This is a genomic window from Robiginitalea aurantiaca, assembly GCF_030380815.1.
GTDB lineage: Bacteria > Bacteroidota > Bacteroidia > Flavobacteriales > Flavobacteriaceae > Robiginitalea > Robiginitalea aurantiaca.
Genome location: NZ_JAUDUY010000004.1, coordinates 211649 through 228158 on the forward strand (window position 1 = coordinate 211649; position 16510 = coordinate 228158).

General features: G+C 45.7%; 19 protein-coding genes. 12 read left to right on the top strand and 7 right to left on the bottom strand.

What is annotated here, in order from left to right; translation table 11 throughout:
* The first annotated feature begins 25 nt into the window (after positions 1-25).
* Positions 26-1570, top strand: coding sequence for a T9SS response regulator signal transducer PorX (gene porX, locus QU605_RS09990; protein WP_289725165.1), 1545 nt, complete (start codon positions 26-28; stop codon positions 1568-1570).
* A gap of 4 nt (positions 1571-1574) precedes the next feature.
* On the opposite strand, the gene QU605_RS09995 is transcribed toward porX, so the two are convergent.
* The gene (locus tag QU605_RS09995) at positions 1575-1901 is read right to left on the bottom strand and encodes a DNA-binding protein (protein ID WP_289725166.1); all 327 of its coding nucleotides are present in this window, start codon (positions 1899-1901) and stop codon (positions 1575-1577) included.
* A gap of 198 nt (positions 1902-2099) precedes the next feature.
* Between QU605_RS09995 and QU605_RS10000 the strand changes: the two genes are divergently transcribed.
* On the top strand, positions 2100-2453 hold the full coding sequence (locus QU605_RS10000; RefSeq protein WP_353655883.1) for a hypothetical protein: 354 nt from the start codon (positions 2100-2102) through the stop codon (positions 2451-2453).
* A 27-nt stretch (positions 2454-2480) separates the two neighbouring features.
* Here QU605_RS10000 and QU605_RS10005 read toward each other — a convergent pair whose 3' ends face one another.
* Positions 2481-3188, bottom strand: a complete 708-nt coding sequence (locus QU605_RS10005; RefSeq protein WP_289725168.1) for a hypothetical protein — start codon at positions 3186-3188, stop codon at positions 2481-2483.
* A gap of 523 nt (positions 3189-3711) precedes the next feature.
* Here QU605_RS10005 and tsaE point away from each other — a divergent pair.
* The 5 genes from tsaE to QU605_RS10030 all read left to right on the top strand — a co-directional run bounded on the left by tsaE (position 3712) and on the right by QU605_RS10030 (position 6979).
* Positions 3712-4131: a tRNA (adenosine(37)-N6)-threonylcarbamoyltransferase complex ATPase subunit type 1 TsaE gene (gene tsaE, locus QU605_RS10010; RefSeq protein WP_289725169.1), complete on the top strand. Its 420-nt coding sequence runs from the start codon at positions 3712-3714 to the stop codon at positions 4129-4131.
* Positions 4132-4321: 190 nt separating this feature from the next.
* Positions 4322-4555 (top strand): hypothetical protein, encoded by a 234-nt coding sequence (locus QU605_RS10015; RefSeq protein WP_289725170.1) that lies wholly within the window; start codon positions 4322-4324, stop codon positions 4553-4555.
* A 119-nt stretch (positions 4556-4674) separates the two neighbouring features.
* Positions 4675-5310 carry a hypothetical protein gene (locus tag QU605_RS10020; protein WP_289725171.1) on the top strand — a complete coding sequence of 212 codons (636 nt, stop codon included), beginning with the start codon at positions 4675-4677 and terminating at the stop codon, positions 5308-5310.
* 100 nt (positions 5311-5410) lie between these two features.
* Positions 5411-6607, top strand: a complete 1197-nt coding sequence (locus QU605_RS10025) for an alanine dehydrogenase (protein ID WP_289725172.1) — start codon at positions 5411-5413, stop codon at positions 6605-6607.
* A 3-nt stretch (positions 6608-6610) separates the two neighbouring features.
* The gene (locus QU605_RS10030) at positions 6611-6979 is read left to right on the top strand and encodes a DUF4258 domain-containing protein (RefSeq protein WP_289725173.1); all 369 of its coding nucleotides are present in this window, start codon (positions 6611-6613) and stop codon (positions 6977-6979) included.
* 11 nt (positions 6980-6990) lie between these two features.
* On the opposite strand, the gene QU605_RS10035 is transcribed toward QU605_RS10030, so the two are convergent.
* Positions 6991-8160, bottom strand: a complete 1170-nt coding sequence (locus QU605_RS10035; RefSeq protein ID WP_289725174.1) for a proline dehydrogenase family protein — start codon at positions 8158-8160, stop codon at positions 6991-6993.
* Between the two features lie 93 nt (positions 8161-8253).
* Between QU605_RS10035 and aroB the strand changes: the two genes are divergently transcribed.
* Together aroB and QU605_RS10045 are read left to right on the top strand one after the other, a co-directional pair.
* The gene (gene aroB, locus QU605_RS10040; RefSeq protein ID WP_289725175.1) at positions 8254-9315 is read left to right on the top strand and encodes a 3-dehydroquinate synthase; all 1062 of its coding nucleotides are present in this window, start codon (positions 8254-8256) and stop codon (positions 9313-9315) included.
* A 102-nt stretch (positions 9316-9417) separates the two neighbouring features.
* Positions 9418-9726 carry a hypothetical protein gene (locus QU605_RS10045; RefSeq protein WP_289725176.1) on the top strand — a complete coding sequence of 103 codons (309 nt, stop codon included), beginning with the start codon at positions 9418-9420 and terminating at the stop codon, positions 9724-9726.
* 2 nt (positions 9727-9728) lie between these two features.
* Here QU605_RS10045 and QU605_RS10050 read toward each other — a convergent pair whose 3' ends face one another.
* The 3 genes from QU605_RS10050 to QU605_RS10060 all read right to left on the bottom strand — a co-directional run bounded on the left by QU605_RS10050 (position 9729) and on the right by QU605_RS10060 (position 11935).
* Positions 9729-10250 (bottom strand): DinB family protein, encoded by a 522-nt coding sequence (locus QU605_RS10050; protein WP_289725177.1) that lies wholly within the window; start codon positions 10248-10250, stop codon positions 9729-9731.
* An 18-nt stretch (positions 10251-10268) separates the two neighbouring features.
* Entirely contained in the window at positions 10269-10748 is a 480-nt protein-coding gene (locus tag QU605_RS10055) for an Lrp/AsnC family transcriptional regulator (protein WP_289725178.1), read from the bottom strand.
* A gap of 101 nt (positions 10749-10849) precedes the next feature.
* A complete protein-coding gene (locus tag QU605_RS10060) occupies positions 10850-11935 on the bottom strand; it encodes a M14 family zinc carboxypeptidase (protein WP_289725179.1) in 1086 nt (361 codons plus the stop codon).
* 254 nt (positions 11936-12189) lie between these two features.
* On the opposite strand from QU605_RS10060, the gene QU605_RS10065 reads away from it, so the two are divergent.
* Genes QU605_RS10065 through QU605_RS10075 form a run of 3 tightly spaced genes read left to right on the top strand, consistent with a single transcriptional unit; the run spans position 12190 to position 13782 of the window.
* Entirely contained in the window at positions 12190-12567 is a 378-nt protein-coding gene (locus QU605_RS10065) for a helix-turn-helix transcriptional regulator (protein ID WP_289725180.1), read from the top strand.
* Between the two features lie 31 nt (positions 12568-12598).
* Positions 12599-12970 carry a DNA topoisomerase IV gene (locus QU605_RS10070; protein WP_289725181.1) on the top strand — a complete coding sequence of 124 codons (372 nt, stop codon included), beginning with the start codon at positions 12599-12601 and terminating at the stop codon, positions 12968-12970.
* A 2-nt stretch (positions 12971-12972) separates the two neighbouring features.
* Positions 12973-13782, top strand: coding sequence for a TerC family protein (locus tag QU605_RS10075; RefSeq protein WP_289725182.1), 810 nt, complete (start codon positions 12973-12975; stop codon positions 13780-13782).
* Between the two features lie 69 nt (positions 13783-13851).
* On the opposite strand, the gene QU605_RS10080 is transcribed toward QU605_RS10075, so the two are convergent.
* On the bottom strand, positions 13852-16491 hold the full coding sequence (locus QU605_RS10080) for a DNA gyrase/topoisomerase IV subunit A (RefSeq protein ID WP_289725183.1): 2640 nt from the start codon (positions 16489-16491) through the stop codon (positions 13852-13854).
* Between the last annotated feature and the right edge of the window lie 19 nt (positions 16492-16510).

The window sequence follows — 16510 nt, forward strand, 5'->3', positions numbered from 1 at the left end:
CTACCCGTCCCGTAAACATCTTGTCATGAAAAAAATTAACATCCTTTGGGTAGACGATGAAATCGATTTACTCAAATCCCATATCCTATTTCTGGAAGACCGGAACTACGCCGTAGAAAAGTGTCTGAGCGGACAGGACGCCATCGAAGCTTTGCAGGAGCGGGCTTTTGACATTGTATTCCTGGACGAAAACATGCCCGGTCTGTCCGGTCTGGAAACCCTTACGGCCTTAAAACAAATCAACGCCTCCCTTCCGGTTGTCATGATCACCAAAAACGAGGAAGAGAGCCTGATGGAGGAGGCTATCGGATCCAAAATTGCAGATTACCTGATCAAACCGGTCAATCCGAACCAAATTTTGTTGTCCCTTAAAAAAAACCTGGACCATTCCCGGCTGGTATCCGAGCGGACGACGGCTACTTATCAGCAAGAATTCCGGAAAATTGCCATGGACCTTTCTATGGTCAATTCCTATGAGGGATGGGTGGAACTTTATAAAAAATTGATCTTCTGGGAGCTCGAGCTCGAGCACATTGAGGATAGCGGAATGTTCGAGATCCTGGAATCCCAGAAGTCCGAGGCGAACAATCAGTTTAGCAAATTTGTCGAAAAGGCCTATCCCCAATGGTTCACGGCAGATGATGCCCCCATAATGTCGCATACCCTTTTTCGCAAAAAAATAGTGCCGGCGCTGGCCAAGGGCCCTACCCTTTTGGTGGTCATAGACAACCTGAGGTACGACCAGTGGATGATCCTTGAAGAAGTCCTTCTGCCCTACTACAAGAAAAATGAAGAATCGGCTTATTTCAGTATTCTTCCCACGGCCACCCAGTATGCCCGAAACGCAATTTTTTCAGGACTAATGCCCGCTGATATGGCAAAACAGTATCCAAAACTCTGGAAAAATGACACGGATGAAGGCGGTAAAAACCTGCACGAGGCTGATTTTATGGAAGCCCAGTTAAAACGCCTTGGGTTGAACCTGAAATGGGAGTATCATAAAATCAGTTCCTTAAAACAGGGGAAAAACCTCCTACAGCATTTCAAGTCGCACAGGGATACAGATTTAACCGCTGTGGTATACAACTTTGTAGATATGCTCTCTCACGCGAAAACCGAGATGGAGGTAATCAAGGAACTGGCTTCCAACGATAAAGCCTACAGATCCCTTACACTGAGCTGGTTCAGGAATTCACCCCTTCTCGAACTCATCCAGCAGGCACAGGCGATGGGAACGCAACTAATTATCACGACGGATCACGGAACTATTAATGTAAAACAACCTTCCAAGGTTATCGGTGACCGGGAAACCAGCATGAATTTGAGGTATAAGACCGGAAAAAGCCTTACCTATGAACGTAAGGATGTGCTCGAATGCAAACGCCCATCCGATTTTCATTTACCAAGCATAAACGTCAGCAGCTCCTACATTTTCGCGAGGAACGACCTCTTCTTTGCCTACCCCAATAATTACAATTATTACGCCGGATACTACAGAAACACCTATCAGCACGGAGGGGTATCCCTTGAGGAAATGGTCGTGCCCTTTGCGGTATTACAACCCAGATAGGATCTTAGAGGTACTGCTGTTTTTTGAAAGCTTCTGACCTGGAACGGTTCTTAAAGTAGCTTCCCTCGAGGATTTCAGTAACTTGATCCGGACTTCCAATACATATGGAAAAATTTACTTCAAGCACAAAATCATCTTTGTAAAAATAGGTTTTGCGACCCCGATCATATCCGATCCGGGCTTCGTAATCACGCAGTTGTTCGATAAGATAATAGACGGTGCGTTCACTGATCCGAAGCCTTTCCGCAATTTGTGCAGGAGAGCCGGTGCATTCCATTTCGATAAGGTTGTGAAGACGCTGAAGACGTTCTACATGCTTAATTGTTTTCATAAAGTCAGTTTTAGGGTTACATGAGGGACCGAAAAATGACAATGTCAAAATATAGATTATTTTCTATTTATACAAATTATTTACTACAATATTCTCAATTTAACAGTTCTATTTAGACTATTTTCTAAAATCTAAAAAACCTTGTATATTTGTGCAACGAAGTAGCAGGATGCCGTGTTAAAGACGATCGACCGACTTATGCTTTTTATCAAACACACAGGCTTAAGTGCCCGTCAGTTTGATTTATCCATTGGGGCAAGCAATGGATATACACTTCGAATGCAAAAGAACAAAGCCTCTATTGGGAGTGACGTTATAGAAAATATCCTGAACACCTACCCGGACCTGAATGTGGTTTGGTTACTTACCGGATCGGGAGAAATGCTGAAATCAATGCAGGCGGCTGATATCCTCGACTTTGATAACCTACCTATGGATAAAAAGGAGGAAATTGAGCGTATTATTGAAGCAAAAATCAAAGAGCGCCAAAAGGAAGAATTGAAGAACCTGCTACGTGAGGTCACCGAGGAAATGGGGAAAGAAGGATCCTAACCCAAAAGGATTTAGTCCCAATGGGTTCTAGAGAATTTCAGGATTGTGTACTTGCATCTGAAATAGTCGGCTTTTCGCCTTTTCCCTGCTTAATTCACGTAACCCTTTATCCAGCTCGCTTTTCAGTAACGTTTGATAGACTTGATTCTCAGATATACGCTTTATCAGCGCCCATAGAAGAGCTACTGCTGAAATAGTAAGTGCGATCAGGGGCATGATTTTCAGGTTTCCCTCGCTCTCTAAAACGGGCATGGGTTGAAAAATTTCCCAAAACTGGTACAGATAAAGCAATACAGGGGAAAGGATTGCCCCGCGCCACCAGTATTGGGTATTCAAAAGCCATATAAGCCCTAAGACGCATAGGACAAATTTATTTGAGGCATAGAATAAAAAAGTTGACAAATCGCGAAACCCAAAGCACCCGATTTCGAGCCCGAGAATTTCAATTTGATTTTGACCGTCCGGGATCCAGTGATGCACAAAAATCAACATACTCAAAAACAGAAGCAAAGCGATACGACTTATATTTTGCCCTCGACTCAGGGCCCTATGCTCAGGCTGCTGCCTAGAAACCTTTGTATTGTGCATATCCAATAAATCGGAATAGTAGTAAACGCGATAGAGGTACTCTTTCAAGGGCAAGGTAGATTTCTGCGCCAGGGTTATGCGTATAGCCCGGTTCCATTGGGAATTCCAATCGTCCAATAATTCACGAAACCCAGTTTCAAAATTCAAGAACACATCCCGTCTTTTAGGCCTTGCCCTTAGCCAGGCGTCCGTTTCCAGGACCGGAAAGAGAATCAGGAGGCCCAAGAGTATACCCGCGCTACTCAATACAAAATCTGAAAAAATTATCCTATCAGTAATTACCCACAATGAATAAGCCATGAAATAATACATAGGAATAAACAGCACATACCTCCAGTAACCCCTGGAGAATAAAAACACCAGGCATACAAAGGCAAATGAGGAAAGGTGCATCAGGAAAAACCAAACAAAAACCTGATTATTGGAAAAGCTGTGCTCCAAATGCACGCCAAGCAAGCTGAATTGACCTAAATGTTTAGAAAATAATAAATGTATAAAGGAAGTAAAAGGTAATAAAAGTACAATGATGGCTGCACCGATCCCATGAGTTGACCGTCTTTTGACGGAAATAAAACCGCTGACCGTATCTTTAGTTTGTATTTTTATCTTCACGGGATTATTTTCTCAATTTATGACTTAATGGACACAGACATCTACTAAATATACGAAAATGTCGAATATAATCTATAGTTTGAGTGAAATGGCGGAAGCCTCCGCATTTATCCGGAATTGCGGCCCCTCCAGGCTGTTCTGTTTTTATGGGGATTTAGGGGCTGGTAAAACCACACTGATCAAGGCATTACTTCGGGACCTCGGGGCTACAGATGCCGGACACAGTCCCACCTTTGGTTTGGCCCATGAATACCATACTCCTGACGGGGCACTTTTGGCCTACCACCTGGATTGCTACAGGATCGAAAACCTTGAAGAAGCCCTGGATATGGGTATTGAGGAATATCTGAATGCAGATTGCTACACCTTTATAGAATGGCCGGAACGCATTGAGGACCTGTTGCCAGGAGCTCGCACAGACCTGTTTCTGGAAACCATCAACGCTACTACACGCAAATTGACGGCTATTTTGCACTGAGTGTCGTTCATCGAGGCATCGCTCGGGCGCCTTTTTTATTGTAAAGAATTCGATGAACTGCACGGTATTCGATAAACCGTTTGTTTTTATCGATGAAATGCACTATATTTGCCTTATATCGTGGGAAGTCAGTAAAGGTTTTTCCTACTTTTGTTGAACACACTATAAGCAATCCTAAATTCCTCCAATTATGAATGCTAGAAAATTTTTGTACGGAATCCTTACCATTGGAATTCTCTCAGGTGCTGCATGCACTGCGGAAAATGATGGTGAATTATATGAATCATCAATAAAACGAGATAAGGTTAGGAAAAATAATGACCCAAAATCCATAGATCGCGATAAGGTCAAGAAAACTAATAATCCAGATGCCATAGATCGTGACAAGGTTAAAATAACCAATCGACCTAAATCCTCGAGTTAAGAAACAGGGTAAATAGGTCGTTCAACGTAGAAATATACATTTAAACGAATCGCTAAAAGGGTTAACAAATATGTTGGCCCTTTTTTCGTTGTGTTTTTGATCCATTTAAGACTACTTTGATGAAGAAAGATCAGAAGCAAATCACCAAGCGCCGGTTTACCCTGGAATCCGTTGGGATTATTTTACTCCTTATTACGCCGTTTGTATTTAAAGCCCATGAATACTTCCCCGAGACTGAAGAGCCTGTTTCATTTCTCTGGTTCGAAATAGGGGCCAATGGGTTTGGGGAGGTTTCAACCCATGTTTGGTTTCTATTGGGAAAGATAATTCCACTTTACCTTCTCACGTTTTGGTTTTTCACATGTAAACACTGGTGGTACCACATCATCCTCATACCCCTGTGCATGTATGCCTTCCAGATATTTGAGGTAATGTATTCGCTGGACAATGCAATTGACACCAAAAATGTCCTCTGGATCCTTCCGGTATGTATGATTGTCATTCCCTTCGTATACTTTATACGTCTAAAGCTTTTCGACAAATACGTGCACGGTATCGATATGGAAGCCATGGCGGCCGAACTCGATTATTACAAAAACAAAGAAAAGGCCGAGCTGGACAGAGCAGGCGTAAAAGTGAATTCATTCACTGCTGAGAATGTTCAGGAAGACCTTTCCAATAAGGCCCCTACAAGGACCCTGAATGAGATCATGAAGCAGATGCAGACAGCTATGAAAAGCCTGCTTAGCCTCTAATAGAGCCCCCAATTGAGCTCACTTTGAGCGCCTGAATTTTTCTGGAATTTGTTGTACATTTGGACTACAGTCAAGTACGTCAGATTCCTACCCGGCTTTCATGAATCAACCCTCCTCCCCTTTCAGTAAACAGCAATTACTTCCGCAGGAAGAGAAACTCGAGGTCTTAAAACAAAAAGGGGAACTCTTTATAGGCATGCCCAGGGAGGGTCAACTCCAGGAGCGTCGTATTTGCCTGACCCCGGATGCCGTAAACGCTCTGAGTGCCCAGGGGCACAAGGTCCTGATCGAGGCCGGGGCGGGAGAAAATGCCAGCTTTACAGACCTTGAGTATTCCAAGGCCGGAGCTTCAATCACCAGGGATACCAAAAAGGTTTTCGGATGCCCCATTATCCTAAAAGTAGAGCCCCCTACCCTTGCCGAAATTGAGATGATTAACCCTCAGAGCATCCTGATTTCCGCCCTGCAAATCAAAATGCAGCACAAAGCCTTTTTCGAATCCCTTGCAAAAAAACGAATTACCGCCATCGCCTTTGAATACATTCGCGATGAAGAAGGAAAATATCCCGCCGTCAGGGCCCTCAGTGAAATTGCGGGGATTTCTTCCGTACTCATTGCTGCCGAAATCATGGCGGCAAAGGAGGGAAATGGATTGATGTTTGGGAACATCAGTGGCGTACCCCCGGTGGAAGTAGTGATACTCGGGGCTGGTACAGCCGGTGAATTCGCTGCCCGGTCTGCTCTGGGACTCGGGGCCAACGTAAAGGTCTTTGACAATTCACTGACCAAACTGCGCAATATTCAGCGAAACCTGAACCAAACCCTGTACACCTCTACGCTCCAGCCGAAAAATTTATTGAAATCCCTCAAGCGATGTGACGTAGCCATAGCTGCTGTCCGTGGAAAGGACCGCGCCCCTGTGCTTGTATCACAGACTATGGTCGAGCAAATGAAGAAAGGAGCTGTTGTGATCGATGTCAGCATCGATATGGGAGGATGCTTCGAAACCAGTGAGGTCACCACCCACGACAAACCTACCTATGAACGTTGTGGGGTAATTCATTACGCCGTACCCAATATTCCAGCCCGTTATCCGAAAACCTCCTCGATTTCCATCAGCAATATGTTTACGCCTTATCTGATGCAATTAGGCGAAGACGGGGGACTTGAGAATTCCCTCCGCTTTGATAAAGGGCTAAGAAACGGCTTGTATATGTATCACGGCATTCTTACCAATCGCACCGTGGGTGAGTGGTTTGGCATGAATTTCAGCGATATCAACTTTCTTATTTTTTAGCAGATGCCGTTTTTAAAAAGACTCGGGTATTTTCTGGTCGGGTTATCCATAGGCCTTATTTTCCTCGCCTTTTTCCTGAGAAAGAAAACAGATGAGACCGGGACTGAATTCTGTTATTTTCCCAATTGCCGCGTCTTAAAAGACCTGCGCTCCAAACCCCTCAGGATCGATAGTGCCCTGACAATTTCCGTGGATACCTTACTGGTGCAGGAAATGCTAAAGGAGGGATCCGTGGATTTTAGCTCCAGTGACACTGAGGCCACCCCCTGTAAAATCTATCGCATAGAATTCGAAAATGGGGATCAGGATTCCAGGATCACTGTTCACAATTGCGAGTCCTACATCCTGCTTACGGAATATCAGCCCCAATAAAAGCCTGGAGATCAGAGTTTTCTTCGTATTCGTTCACTTCGGAGTAACTCCAGTTCCCGATTGGTTTGTCCGGCGACAGAGGTGTTTTCCTCTGCCCTGCGAATCAGGTAAGGCATCACATCCCTCACCGGGCCAAAAGGAAGGTATTTGGAAACGTTATAGCCCGCTTTGCCCAGATTAAAGCTGATGTGGTCACTCATGCCGTAGAGTTGCCCAAACCAGACCCGGGGATCGTTTATTGAAATTTGCTTCGCTTCCATCTCTGCCATCACCTTATAGGAACTCTCCTCATTATGGGTTCCGACGTACAGGGAAATATCCTCCAGGTGGTTCAGGCAATAAGTAACGGCAGCATCAAAATTCGTATCCGTATCCTGTTTTGATGCACAAATAGGGGAAGGATATCCATTTTCCTGAGCGCGCTCATTCTCCTTTTCCAGATAGGCACCCCGAACCAGTTTGATCCCAAGCTTAAAACCCTGTTGTTTTGCGCGTTTGTGAAGTTCCTTGAGGTATTGCAGGCGATCCGCCCGATACATCTGAAGCGTATTAAAAACGATGGCATCTTCCTTATTGAAGGTTCGCATCATATCCTCTACAAGGTCATCAGCTGCATCCTGCATCCAACTTTCTTCTGCGTCTATAAGCAAAGGGACATTCAGATCGTATGCCTTCTGACAGGTTTGTTGAAACCTTTCGACAATCCGGTCCCATTCCTTGGATTCTGTAGCGCTTAAGGGTTGACCACTGCCTCTTTTTTGATACAGGGCCAGCCTGCCGTACCCGGTGGGTTTAAATACCGCAAAGGGAATGGCCTCGTGCTCCTTTACGAAATCCATGATTTCCAGGGTCTTGGAAAGGGCATCGTCCAGGGGGTCCTCCGTGTCTTTTCCTTCGACAGAATAGTCCAGGATTGTACTTACACCCTTTTCCCACATGCGCTCCACGACAGGCATACAGTCCTTCTCACTCACCCCCCCGCAAAAGTGATCGAATACGGTAGTTCGTATAAGGCCTTCGACCGGGAGTTTTGCCTTGATGGCAAAATTTGTGACACTTGTGCCAATTTTTACCAACGGCTCGATGGAAATAAGCTTAAAGAGAAAAAATGCGCGTTCCAGTTCCGCGTCCGATTTAAGGGCAAAAGCCGTCTTTGTGTTTTCAAAAATTCGCTTGGTCATTCCTTTGCGTTCTATTGTTCACAAATATAGTAGCTACACAAGGAAAATTTATATCAAAAATTTAGGTTATTTTGAAACTTCTAACCCCTAGGTATGACTATTCTAAAAAGTGGCTCTTGTGAAATTTTATTCAACGCAAATGCCTACCCCGCTTTAAGCCGCCTGCTCTCCGAAGGAAGTTTTTCAAAGGTTTTCCTCCTTGTGGATTCCAACACCAGGACTGCGTGCTTGCCGGTATTGGGGAAGGCCTTTCCTGAGGCCGGGAAATGGGATGTGCTGGAGATTCCGGCAGGCGAGTCGTTTAAAACCCTCCATACCTGTCTGGATCTTTGGAAACAACTCGCCTCCATGGGCGCGGACCGGAAGAGCCTGCTGATCAACCTCGGCGGAGGGGTGGTTACGGATTTGGGTGGATTTGTGGCTTCGGCGTATCAAAGGGGCATTCGTTTCGTCAACATCCCGACCACCCTGCTGGCTATGGTAGATGCTTCGGTAGGCGGCAAAACGGGGGTAGATCTGGGAAACCTCAAAAACCAGATCGGCGTGATCAATAATCCGGAATTGGTCCTGATTCAACCCGAATACCTAAAGACCCTGGATGAGCGGCAGATCAGGAGTGGTTTCGCAGAAATGCTTAAGCACGGGCTAATCCTGGACCGACCGTACTGGGATAAATTAAAAGCCCTGACCTCCTATGACAAGCTCAATGAAATGATATTTACAAGTGTAGCGCTCAAAAAAGATGTTGTGGAGGCTGACCCCAGGGAACAGGGCCTGAGAAAGATCCTAAACTTCGGGCATACGCTCGGGCATGCCATTGAATCCCACTACCTTTCAAATGATAACGGCAAGGCCCTGCTGCACGGAGAGGCCATTGCTGCGGGTATGGTCATGGAAGCTTACCTTTCCGCAGTCCAGTGCGGAATGCCCATGGCTCAATGTGAAGAAGTAAAGGCCACCTTCTTTAAATTCTTTCCAAAGGTGGATATTTCCGAGCGTGACCAGGCCGATATCTTAAGCCTGCTCCGCTACGATAAAAAAAATGTAAAAGGACATATTCTCTTCGCCCTACTCCGGGAAATTGGCAAAGCGCAAACAGATCAGGAAGTAAGCGCCGATCAGCTCCACGCTTGCTTCGATTACTACAGGGAATAATTACTTCACCTACAAATAGTTACACTTTTACAACTCTTATAGGTTTTCGACTGAAAAATTTTCTAGCTTGGTTATATTGAAAATTGCCAATCGAAACAAACCATGAAACGAATCATTATTGACTACAAAAAGCTGACGCCTGAAATGGCCGGCATGCTACTGGAGCAATATCCCGAAGGATATGGGGACGAGGATCTGATTTCATTTAAGAGTCCCAAAGGAGATTGGATTGAAGCCGTGGAGCTTCAGACAACAGAAGCTCTTTACCTGGTTAAAATAAGCAAAAGCTTAGCGAGTTTTCTGGCTTCATTAGATGAGTTGGACACCCTCCCGGATGTGGAAGATCCGATTCAGGATGACCAGAAGGAATACGACGGATCTCTGGAAACAGAGACGAGTCTGGACGAATAAAATCAGCGTTCCAGATAGCGCTCACGCAGGATATTCCTGTGATGCTTCTGATGCCCGCAGATAATAAAGCCGAGCGCTCCAAGACTAATGCCCTGTCCACTGGCATTGCCTTTAAACAAAAACCGATCTTCCGGGAACGACTTAAACAGCAATAGCGTGGACTCCCGAATCACCTTATATTCTTGCACCAGCGTATCTATACTTTGGTTTTCCGCCAGACTTTGAGGCACATATGTATCCTGGTCGAAGCCAGGCAAAGGGGTTGTATCTCCCCTTCCAAACCTCAGGGCCCTGTATTGAAATATGCGTTCCGTATCCAAAACATGCACCAAGACTTCTGCTACACTCCATTTGTCCGGAGCGTACCTGTGGTGCAAAAGCTCTTCGGGTATGCTTTGAATGAACTGGGGGAAATTCCCCATCTGACGCTCCATAAGGTCTGTGAGATTCGAATCTCCCAAAACCTTCAGATACGGCAGATAATATTCAGGGCAATCTCCCTCCTTTAGGCTGGAAAGTTTCATATAGACGGGGTTTCAGGATTATAGTTCGTTGAAAATAGTATGCATCAACCGTTTCTTATCATTTATGCTCTCTTCCAGGGAAATCATGGTTTCAGTACGACTGATACCTTCGATATCATCGATCTTAAAAATGATGTTTTTGGCATGGGTTGTGTCCCTGGCCCGGATTTTACAAAAAATATTGAACTTCCCGGTGGTTATATGTGCTACCGTAACATAAGGTATCTCTGCCAGGCGCTGTAGCACAAACTTGGTCTGGTGGGTTTTCTCCAGAAAAATGCCGACATAAGCAATAAAGGAATACCCCAATTTTACATAATCAAGTGTAAGGGAACTCCCTTTTATAATCCCGGCTTCCTCCATTTTCCGCACGCGGACATGAACAGTTCCCGCCGAAATCAGTAATTTTTTTGCAATGTCAGTAAATGGCGTCCTCGTATTATCGATAAGCATATCGAGGATCTGGTGATCGATTTCATCCAATTTTACTTTTCCCATTTCAATAAATTTTTATGCAAAAATAGGCTTTTAAGAAATATAATGTAAAGAAACCTATGTTTTTGTGAATTATATGCAAAATTTTAAGGAGTCATGCCCTTCTAAGCACCATTTATATCACCGAGCTCAATCAGCATCCGAAGATCGTCACGTACGGAGGCATCCAGGACCCGGTGTCCAAAAAGCTCCTGCGATTCCCCCATTTCACTCATTTTGGGCTTAAAATCGATCTTCCCGTCCCGAAAAACTTCTTCAAATTGCAGCCCAATTGTACTTCCGGAAGGTAGTCCGGGAATGATTCTATCGGCGTTGTGAACCAAAACGTCCACAAAAGGGGTGGCGTTTGCGGGAATTCGTTGATACTCCGACAGCGGAAGGGTTAAATGCGCACCGCTGGCAATACCCTTGAGGGCTCGCACCAGGGACTGATACACATAGAAACGGGTGACTTCGCGCTGGTAGTCCCCTGGGTAGTGACCTGCCTCCAGCAACAAAGTAGGCACTCCCGCGGCCTGAAACGTATCCCCTACGCAGTTTATATTGAAAGTATCATCATAACGGCCAACCCCAATTTCCGAACTGACCCCGTCTGAAATCAGCGCAATCAGGCGGGCCGCCCTACTTCTGGGGTCCGTAAAGCTCCGCTGGGGGTCGGCTGCCGGGGCCAGAAAGGATAAGGTAGCCGGAATGGGCGGCGTCTCGATCCCATATATGGTGCGCTGGTCATGCAAATTGAAGCAATACGCCGGTTTAAAATCCTCAAAAACCCTCCTTAAAGCAATACTTTCCGGTTGACTCAAGTCCTGAGCATCCCGATTCAGGTCAATATTGTTTATGTTCTGACGTGTATACGCTTTAGCTCCATCCGGGTTCAGTATGGGCACCATCAATAATTCAAGGCCATCCAACCATTTTGGTTGCTTTAGGTGGATGTCCTGAATAAGGTCCAACAGGGCTTTTGTCGTCGTCGATTCATTTCCGTGCATTTGAGACCAGAGCAGCACCCGAACAGGGCCATTTCCCATTCGTACCGTTTGGATCTTCTGCTTCGCCACAGAGTGCCCACAGACTTCGACATGAATTGAAGGGGGGAGTGATTCCAAAAAACGATGGACGGGTTGCGGGGGCAGATAACGCCCGCTAATCGAGTTAACTTTTACTTCCCCGTACGCTGTAAATCCTTTCATATACTTCGGAATGCTTTACAAAGGTAGGACCTATTTATGTTACAGTTGTAACAACATTTGGGCCTTTATTCCAATGTACTGGGTTAAGAAATTTTATATTGTTACATTTGTAAACATCAAAATTAAATAGGTTTATATCTATCTGTATATCATTGTTTTGAATACTTTTATAATTATTTTTAATTTAATGTTTGGCATGTGCATCGAGCGTCTTAAAGCCATAGAAGGGCAACCTCCTGCCAAAATAATTTAAGATGGTAAACACAACAGCATTTAAGCAACGGCTGGAACAGATTCTCACATACTACGAGTTGAGCGCTTCTGCATTCGCGGATGCCATCGGTGTCCAGCGATCGAGCATTTCCCACTTGCTCAGTGGCCGGAATAAACCCAGTCTGGATTTTGTTTTAAAAGTGGTCAGGGCGTACCCCGATGTCAATTTGTACTGGCTTTTAAATGGAAAGGGTGTTTTTCCAGAAGCAAAAACCAATATACCCGAAAACCAAACCCCTTCTCCTGAACCCCGGGCTGAAATTGATCCCAAACAGCCCGATTCGGACATTGAATCCATCGTGGTTTTTTACACCGACGGAAGTTTTAGAAAATTTTTGCCTTCAGCGCATAAAAAATAAGAGGTCTTGGCTTAAGTTTTATCTTTGCAGCATGAAAGCATTCCTTCCCCTCTTATTAATCGTTTTGATCAGTTCTTGCCAGGAGCCCGCCAGGGACTGCGAGCAATTTCATACGGGCACCTTCCGATTTACCGCTATGGTGGGCGATACAGAAGAAACAACCCTATTTACACGTACTGGAGATCTGGAAATCTCACAATTCAAGGGCATGACAGATTCGGCTTCGGTGAGATGGATCAACCCTTGCGAATACATCGTAACTAACCTTAACCCCGATTCCCGTGAGGATGAAAAGTCCATCCATATGAAGATCCTGTCCACGACGGATACCTCCTATACTTTTGAATACAAATTGGTAGGCAGCCCTCAAGGCTCAAGGGGAACCGCCTACAAAACAGACTGATCATGCTGGAAATCTTCACCACTGCGGATGCCTGGATCGCCTTATTAACCCTGACATTCCTCGAGATCATCCTGGGGATAGATAACATCATTTTCATTTCTATCGCCGCCGGGAAGCTGGAGGAAAAACAACGAAAAAAAGCGACCAACCTCGGGCTCGTACTGGCCATGGGCCTCCGGATTGTATTATTGTTCGGTATTACATGGCTGACCTCGCTGGAAAACCCCTTTTGGGTGTTTGAAAGCAGCTGGATCCGGGGAGCTATAAGCGCCCAGGCCCTAATTCTTTTTGGAGGTGGATTATTCCTATTGTATAAGAGCACTCGGGAGATCCATGAAAAAGTCGAAGACCGGGGCCATGATGAACGAGAGATCAAAAAATCAAGGTCCTCATCCCTGGGAAGTGCCATTCTTCAGATTACGGTAATCAACATCATCTTTTCCTTTGACTCGATTCTTACGGCAATCGGAATGACCAACGGCATATCCCCCAATCCCAAAGACGCCCTGTTGATTATGATCGTCGCCGTGGTGATATCTGTGGTGATTATGATGCTCTTTGCGAATCCGGTGGGAAGTTTTGTTCAAAAACACCCTTCCATTCAAATTCTCGGCCTCTCTTTTTTGATTCTAATCGGGTTTATGCTAATTGCGGAAGCGGCTCATTTATCCCACCTGGTTGTCTTTGACAATGAAATCGGGAGCATCCCCAAGGGTTACCTCTATTTCGCCATCGCCTTCTCCCTCATGGTAGAATTCCTGGATTTGAGAAGGCTGAAGAATACAGGTGAAGAAATGAACGGGGAGGCTTGAGGAGTAAATAAATTCCTAATCAAATACTTAAAATACAATTATTTAAGTACATTATTTTAAAGTTTTACTTTAAAATAATGTAGGCTGATCCGTATCCGTCACATCCGGTTTGGCCTTGGAACCACTGTCCCCGGAATCATCCTTGTCCGTCACAATATCCTCTTCAATCACCTCCATATCCCTTGCCTCCTTCCTTGCGGGCGGCTCATAAGGCAGCGGATCGAGCACGTTGATCTCCAGGACTTTTTCGCGCGTGAGCTGATTGCCCATAGCCGCAATTCCCTTCACTCCGATAAACTGCTCCAGGTCAACTGTCTGGTTTGTCTTGCGATCCTTGCCCCTTTTCTTGGCAAACACAAGCTCAGCAACAGGCCGGTAATCGGTAAGTACAGCTTCCAGATAGGTTTTGGGATGATCTGTGAGGATTTGCTCTTGCTTATCCGGGTTTTCAATCAAAAAGCGCTTTACATAGAACAACTCCTTCTCACCTTCCCAATAGATCGCAGTTATGGCTTTCTCCGGAATCCACTTCTCCAGCACAATCATATCTGCATTGAAATGCATGGTCAGTTCCGGAATAGGTGTTTTGACGACTCCTTTCTGGGTGATGATCAGCAGGCGGTCTTCAGAGGTGAACTCCCCAAGCAATTCCCCCCGCTCATCGACATTCAGCCGCTGAACGGTATCGTCAAACCATATTTTTCTCGGCTTGAGGGTGGAGAGCCCCTTTTCCTTTAACTCGATGCGCTTCACGGGGTATTTAGTGACGATATTCCCTTTCGCATTGCGCCCCTTAATCATGACATCAGCAAAGTCCAGGTCCCATTTCAGTTTTTTAATACTTCCTTTCTGCCGCAACAAAACCGTCACTACTTCAGCTTCCCCGTTGGGATTCGCGCTAAAATACAGCACCTGAGACCCGGCCTTATCGCCTGTAAGGCTGTACATCCTGTCCCGGGTAATGGAGGTGACATTAAAGCGCTTTACATAACTCGCCCCGCCCCGGCCCACCTTGTATATCATATTATAGGTGGTTCGTTTGTCCTTTTTCTTGAACACTGCCACGTGCATGATGTTCTTGCCGATAAAGGTTTTACTATCGACTTTAGTGACCATCATTTCGCCACCCTCTGTAAAGACGATTATATCGTCGATGTCGCTGCAGTCTGTGACGTACTCATCCCGTTTCAGGGACGTACCTACAAAGCCCTCTTCCCGGTTAACATAGAGTTTAGTGTTGCGTATAACCACTTTGGTGGCCTCAATTTCGTCAAAGACGCGAATCTCTGACTTACGCTCCCTGCCCTTGCCGTATTTCTTTTTAAGGGCCGTAAAATAATCGATCGCATATTCGATCAGGTGTTCCAGGTGGTACTTGGTCTGGGCAATGCGCTCCTCTAGTCCGTCGATGAGTTGTTGGGCTTTATCCAGGTCAAAACGCGATATCCTTTTGATTCGGATTTCAGTCAGTCGTATGATGTCAGCCTCGGTAACCGCTCGCTTCAAATGAGCCGTGTGGGGTTTTAGTCCGTCAGCAATGGCCTGAATAACCCCCTCCCAGGTCTCTTCTTCTTCAATGTCGCGGTAAATACGGTTTTCGATGAAGATGCGCTCCAGGGAGGCAAAGTGCCATTGCTCTTCAAGCTCCTCCAGCTGAATCTCCAGTTCCGCTTTGAGCAATTCAACGGTATGCGTTGTCGAGCGCCTTAACATTTCGCTCACCCCGATGAAGATGGGTCTGTTGTCCTCAATGATGCACCCCAGGGGTGAAATAGAGGACTCACAGGCCGTAAAGGCATAGAGTGCATCGATGGTTTTATCCGGGGAAATTCCCGTTGGAAGATGCACAAGTATTTCCACTTCCGCGGCGGTATTGTCTTCTATTTTTTTGATTTTAATCTTGCCTTTATCATTGGCTTTCAGAATAGAATCTATTAAACTAGAAGTATTAGTGCCGTGTGGTATTTCGCTTATTTTAAGTGTTTTATTGTCCACCTGTCCTATTCTGGCGCGCACGCGAATTTTACCCCCGCGCTCACCGTCATTGTAATTCGTCACATCGATTATCCCAGCCGTCAGGAAATCGGGATACAGCTTAAATCGCTGTCCTTTAAGATGCTTAATCGAGGCGTCAATAAGCTCGTTAAAATTGTGTGGTAATATTTTTGTCGATAGCCCTACTGCGATCCCTTCCGCCCCTTGCGCCAGCAGGAGGGGAAACTTTACGGGCAGGTGAACAGGCTCCTTTTTCCTTCCGTCATAGGAAAGCTGCCACTCGGTGACCTTGGGGCTAAAAACAACTTCGAGGGCAAATTTAGAAAGGCGTGCCTCAATATATCGAGAAGCAGCCGCTCCGTCTCCGGTAAGAATGTTCCCCCAGTTTCCCTGGGTATCAATAAGGATATCCTTCTGACCCAGCTGCACCAGCGCATCGGCAATACTGGCATCTCCGTGGGGATGAAACTGCATTGTACTCCCCACCACGTTGGCGACCTTGTTGTAGCGCCCATCATCCATTTCCTTAAGGGAATGCATGATTCTTCGCTGAACAGGCTTAAAACCATCATCTATAGCAGGTACAGCCCGCTCGAGAATAACGTAAGAGGCATAGTCCAGAAACCAGTCCTTGTACATCCCGCTTACCCGGGTTAAGGCTTCCTGGTCCTGAGAATTTTCCTGTGACCCTAACGGGGCTTCGTTTTCTTCCATAAATGAAGGAAACTATCGC

Bases quoted from the DNA above. Each gene is read 5' to 3' on its own strand.
- tsaE (WP_289725169.1), top strand. From the start codon at position 3,712: ATGTCGAATATAATCTATAGTTTGAGTGAAATGGCGGAAGCCTCCGCA.
- QU605_RS10080 (WP_289725183.1), bottom strand. From the start codon at position 16,491: ATGGAAGAAAACGAAGCCCCGTTAGGGTCACAGGAAAATTCTCAGGAC.
- QU605_RS10065 (WP_289725180.1), top strand. From the start codon at position 12,190: ATGGTAAACACAACAGCATTTAAGCAACGGCTGGAACAGATTCTCACA.
- QU605_RS10050 (WP_289725177.1), bottom strand. From the start codon at position 10,250: ATGAAACTTTCCAGCCTAAAGGAGGGAGATTGCCCTGAATATTATCTG.
- porX (WP_289725165.1), top strand. From the start codon at position 26: ATGAAAAAAATTAACATCCTTTGGGTAGACGATGAAATCGATTTACTC.
- QU605_RS09995 (WP_289725166.1), bottom strand. From the start codon at position 1,901: ATGAAAACAATTAAGCATGTAGAACGTCTTCAGCGTCTTCACAACCTT.
- QU605_RS10015 (WP_289725170.1), top strand. From the start codon at position 4,322: ATGAATGCTAGAAAATTTTTGTACGGAATCCTTACCATTGGAATTCTC.
- QU605_RS10045 (WP_289725176.1), top strand. From the start codon at position 9,418: ATGAAACGAATCATTATTGACTACAAAAAGCTGACGCCTGAAATGGCC.
- QU605_RS10055 (WP_289725178.1), bottom strand. From the start codon at position 10,748: ATGGGAAAAGTAAAATTGGATGAAATCGATCACCAGATCCTCGATATG.
- QU605_RS10035 (WP_289725174.1), bottom strand. From the start codon at position 8,160: ATGACCAAGCGAATTTTTGAAAACACAAAGACGGCTTTTGCCCTTAAA.
- QU605_RS10030 (WP_289725173.1), top strand. From the start codon at position 6,611: ATGCCGTTTTTAAAAAGACTCGGGTATTTTCTGGTCGGGTTATCCATA.
- QU605_RS10025 (WP_289725172.1), top strand. From the start codon at position 5,411: ATGAATCAACCCTCCTCCCCTTTCAGTAAACAGCAATTACTTCCGCAG.
- QU605_RS10075 (WP_289725182.1), top strand. From the start codon at position 12,973: ATGCTGGAAATCTTCACCACTGCGGATGCCTGGATCGCCTTATTAACC.
- QU605_RS10020 (WP_289725171.1), top strand. From the start codon at position 4,675: ATGAAGAAAGATCAGAAGCAAATCACCAAGCGCCGGTTTACCCTGGAA.
- QU605_RS10070 (WP_289725181.1), top strand. From the start codon at position 12,599: ATGAAAGCATTCCTTCCCCTCTTATTAATCGTTTTGATCAGTTCTTGC.
- QU605_RS10060 (WP_289725179.1), bottom strand. From the start codon at position 11,935: ATGAAAGGATTTACAGCGTACGGGGAAGTAAAAGTTAACTCGATTAGC.
- aroB (WP_289725175.1), top strand. From the start codon at position 8,254: ATGACTATTCTAAAAAGTGGCTCTTGTGAAATTTTATTCAACGCAAAT.
- QU605_RS10000 (WP_353655883.1), top strand. From the start codon at position 2,100: ATGCTTTTTATCAAACACACAGGCTTAAGTGCCCGTCAGTTTGATTTA.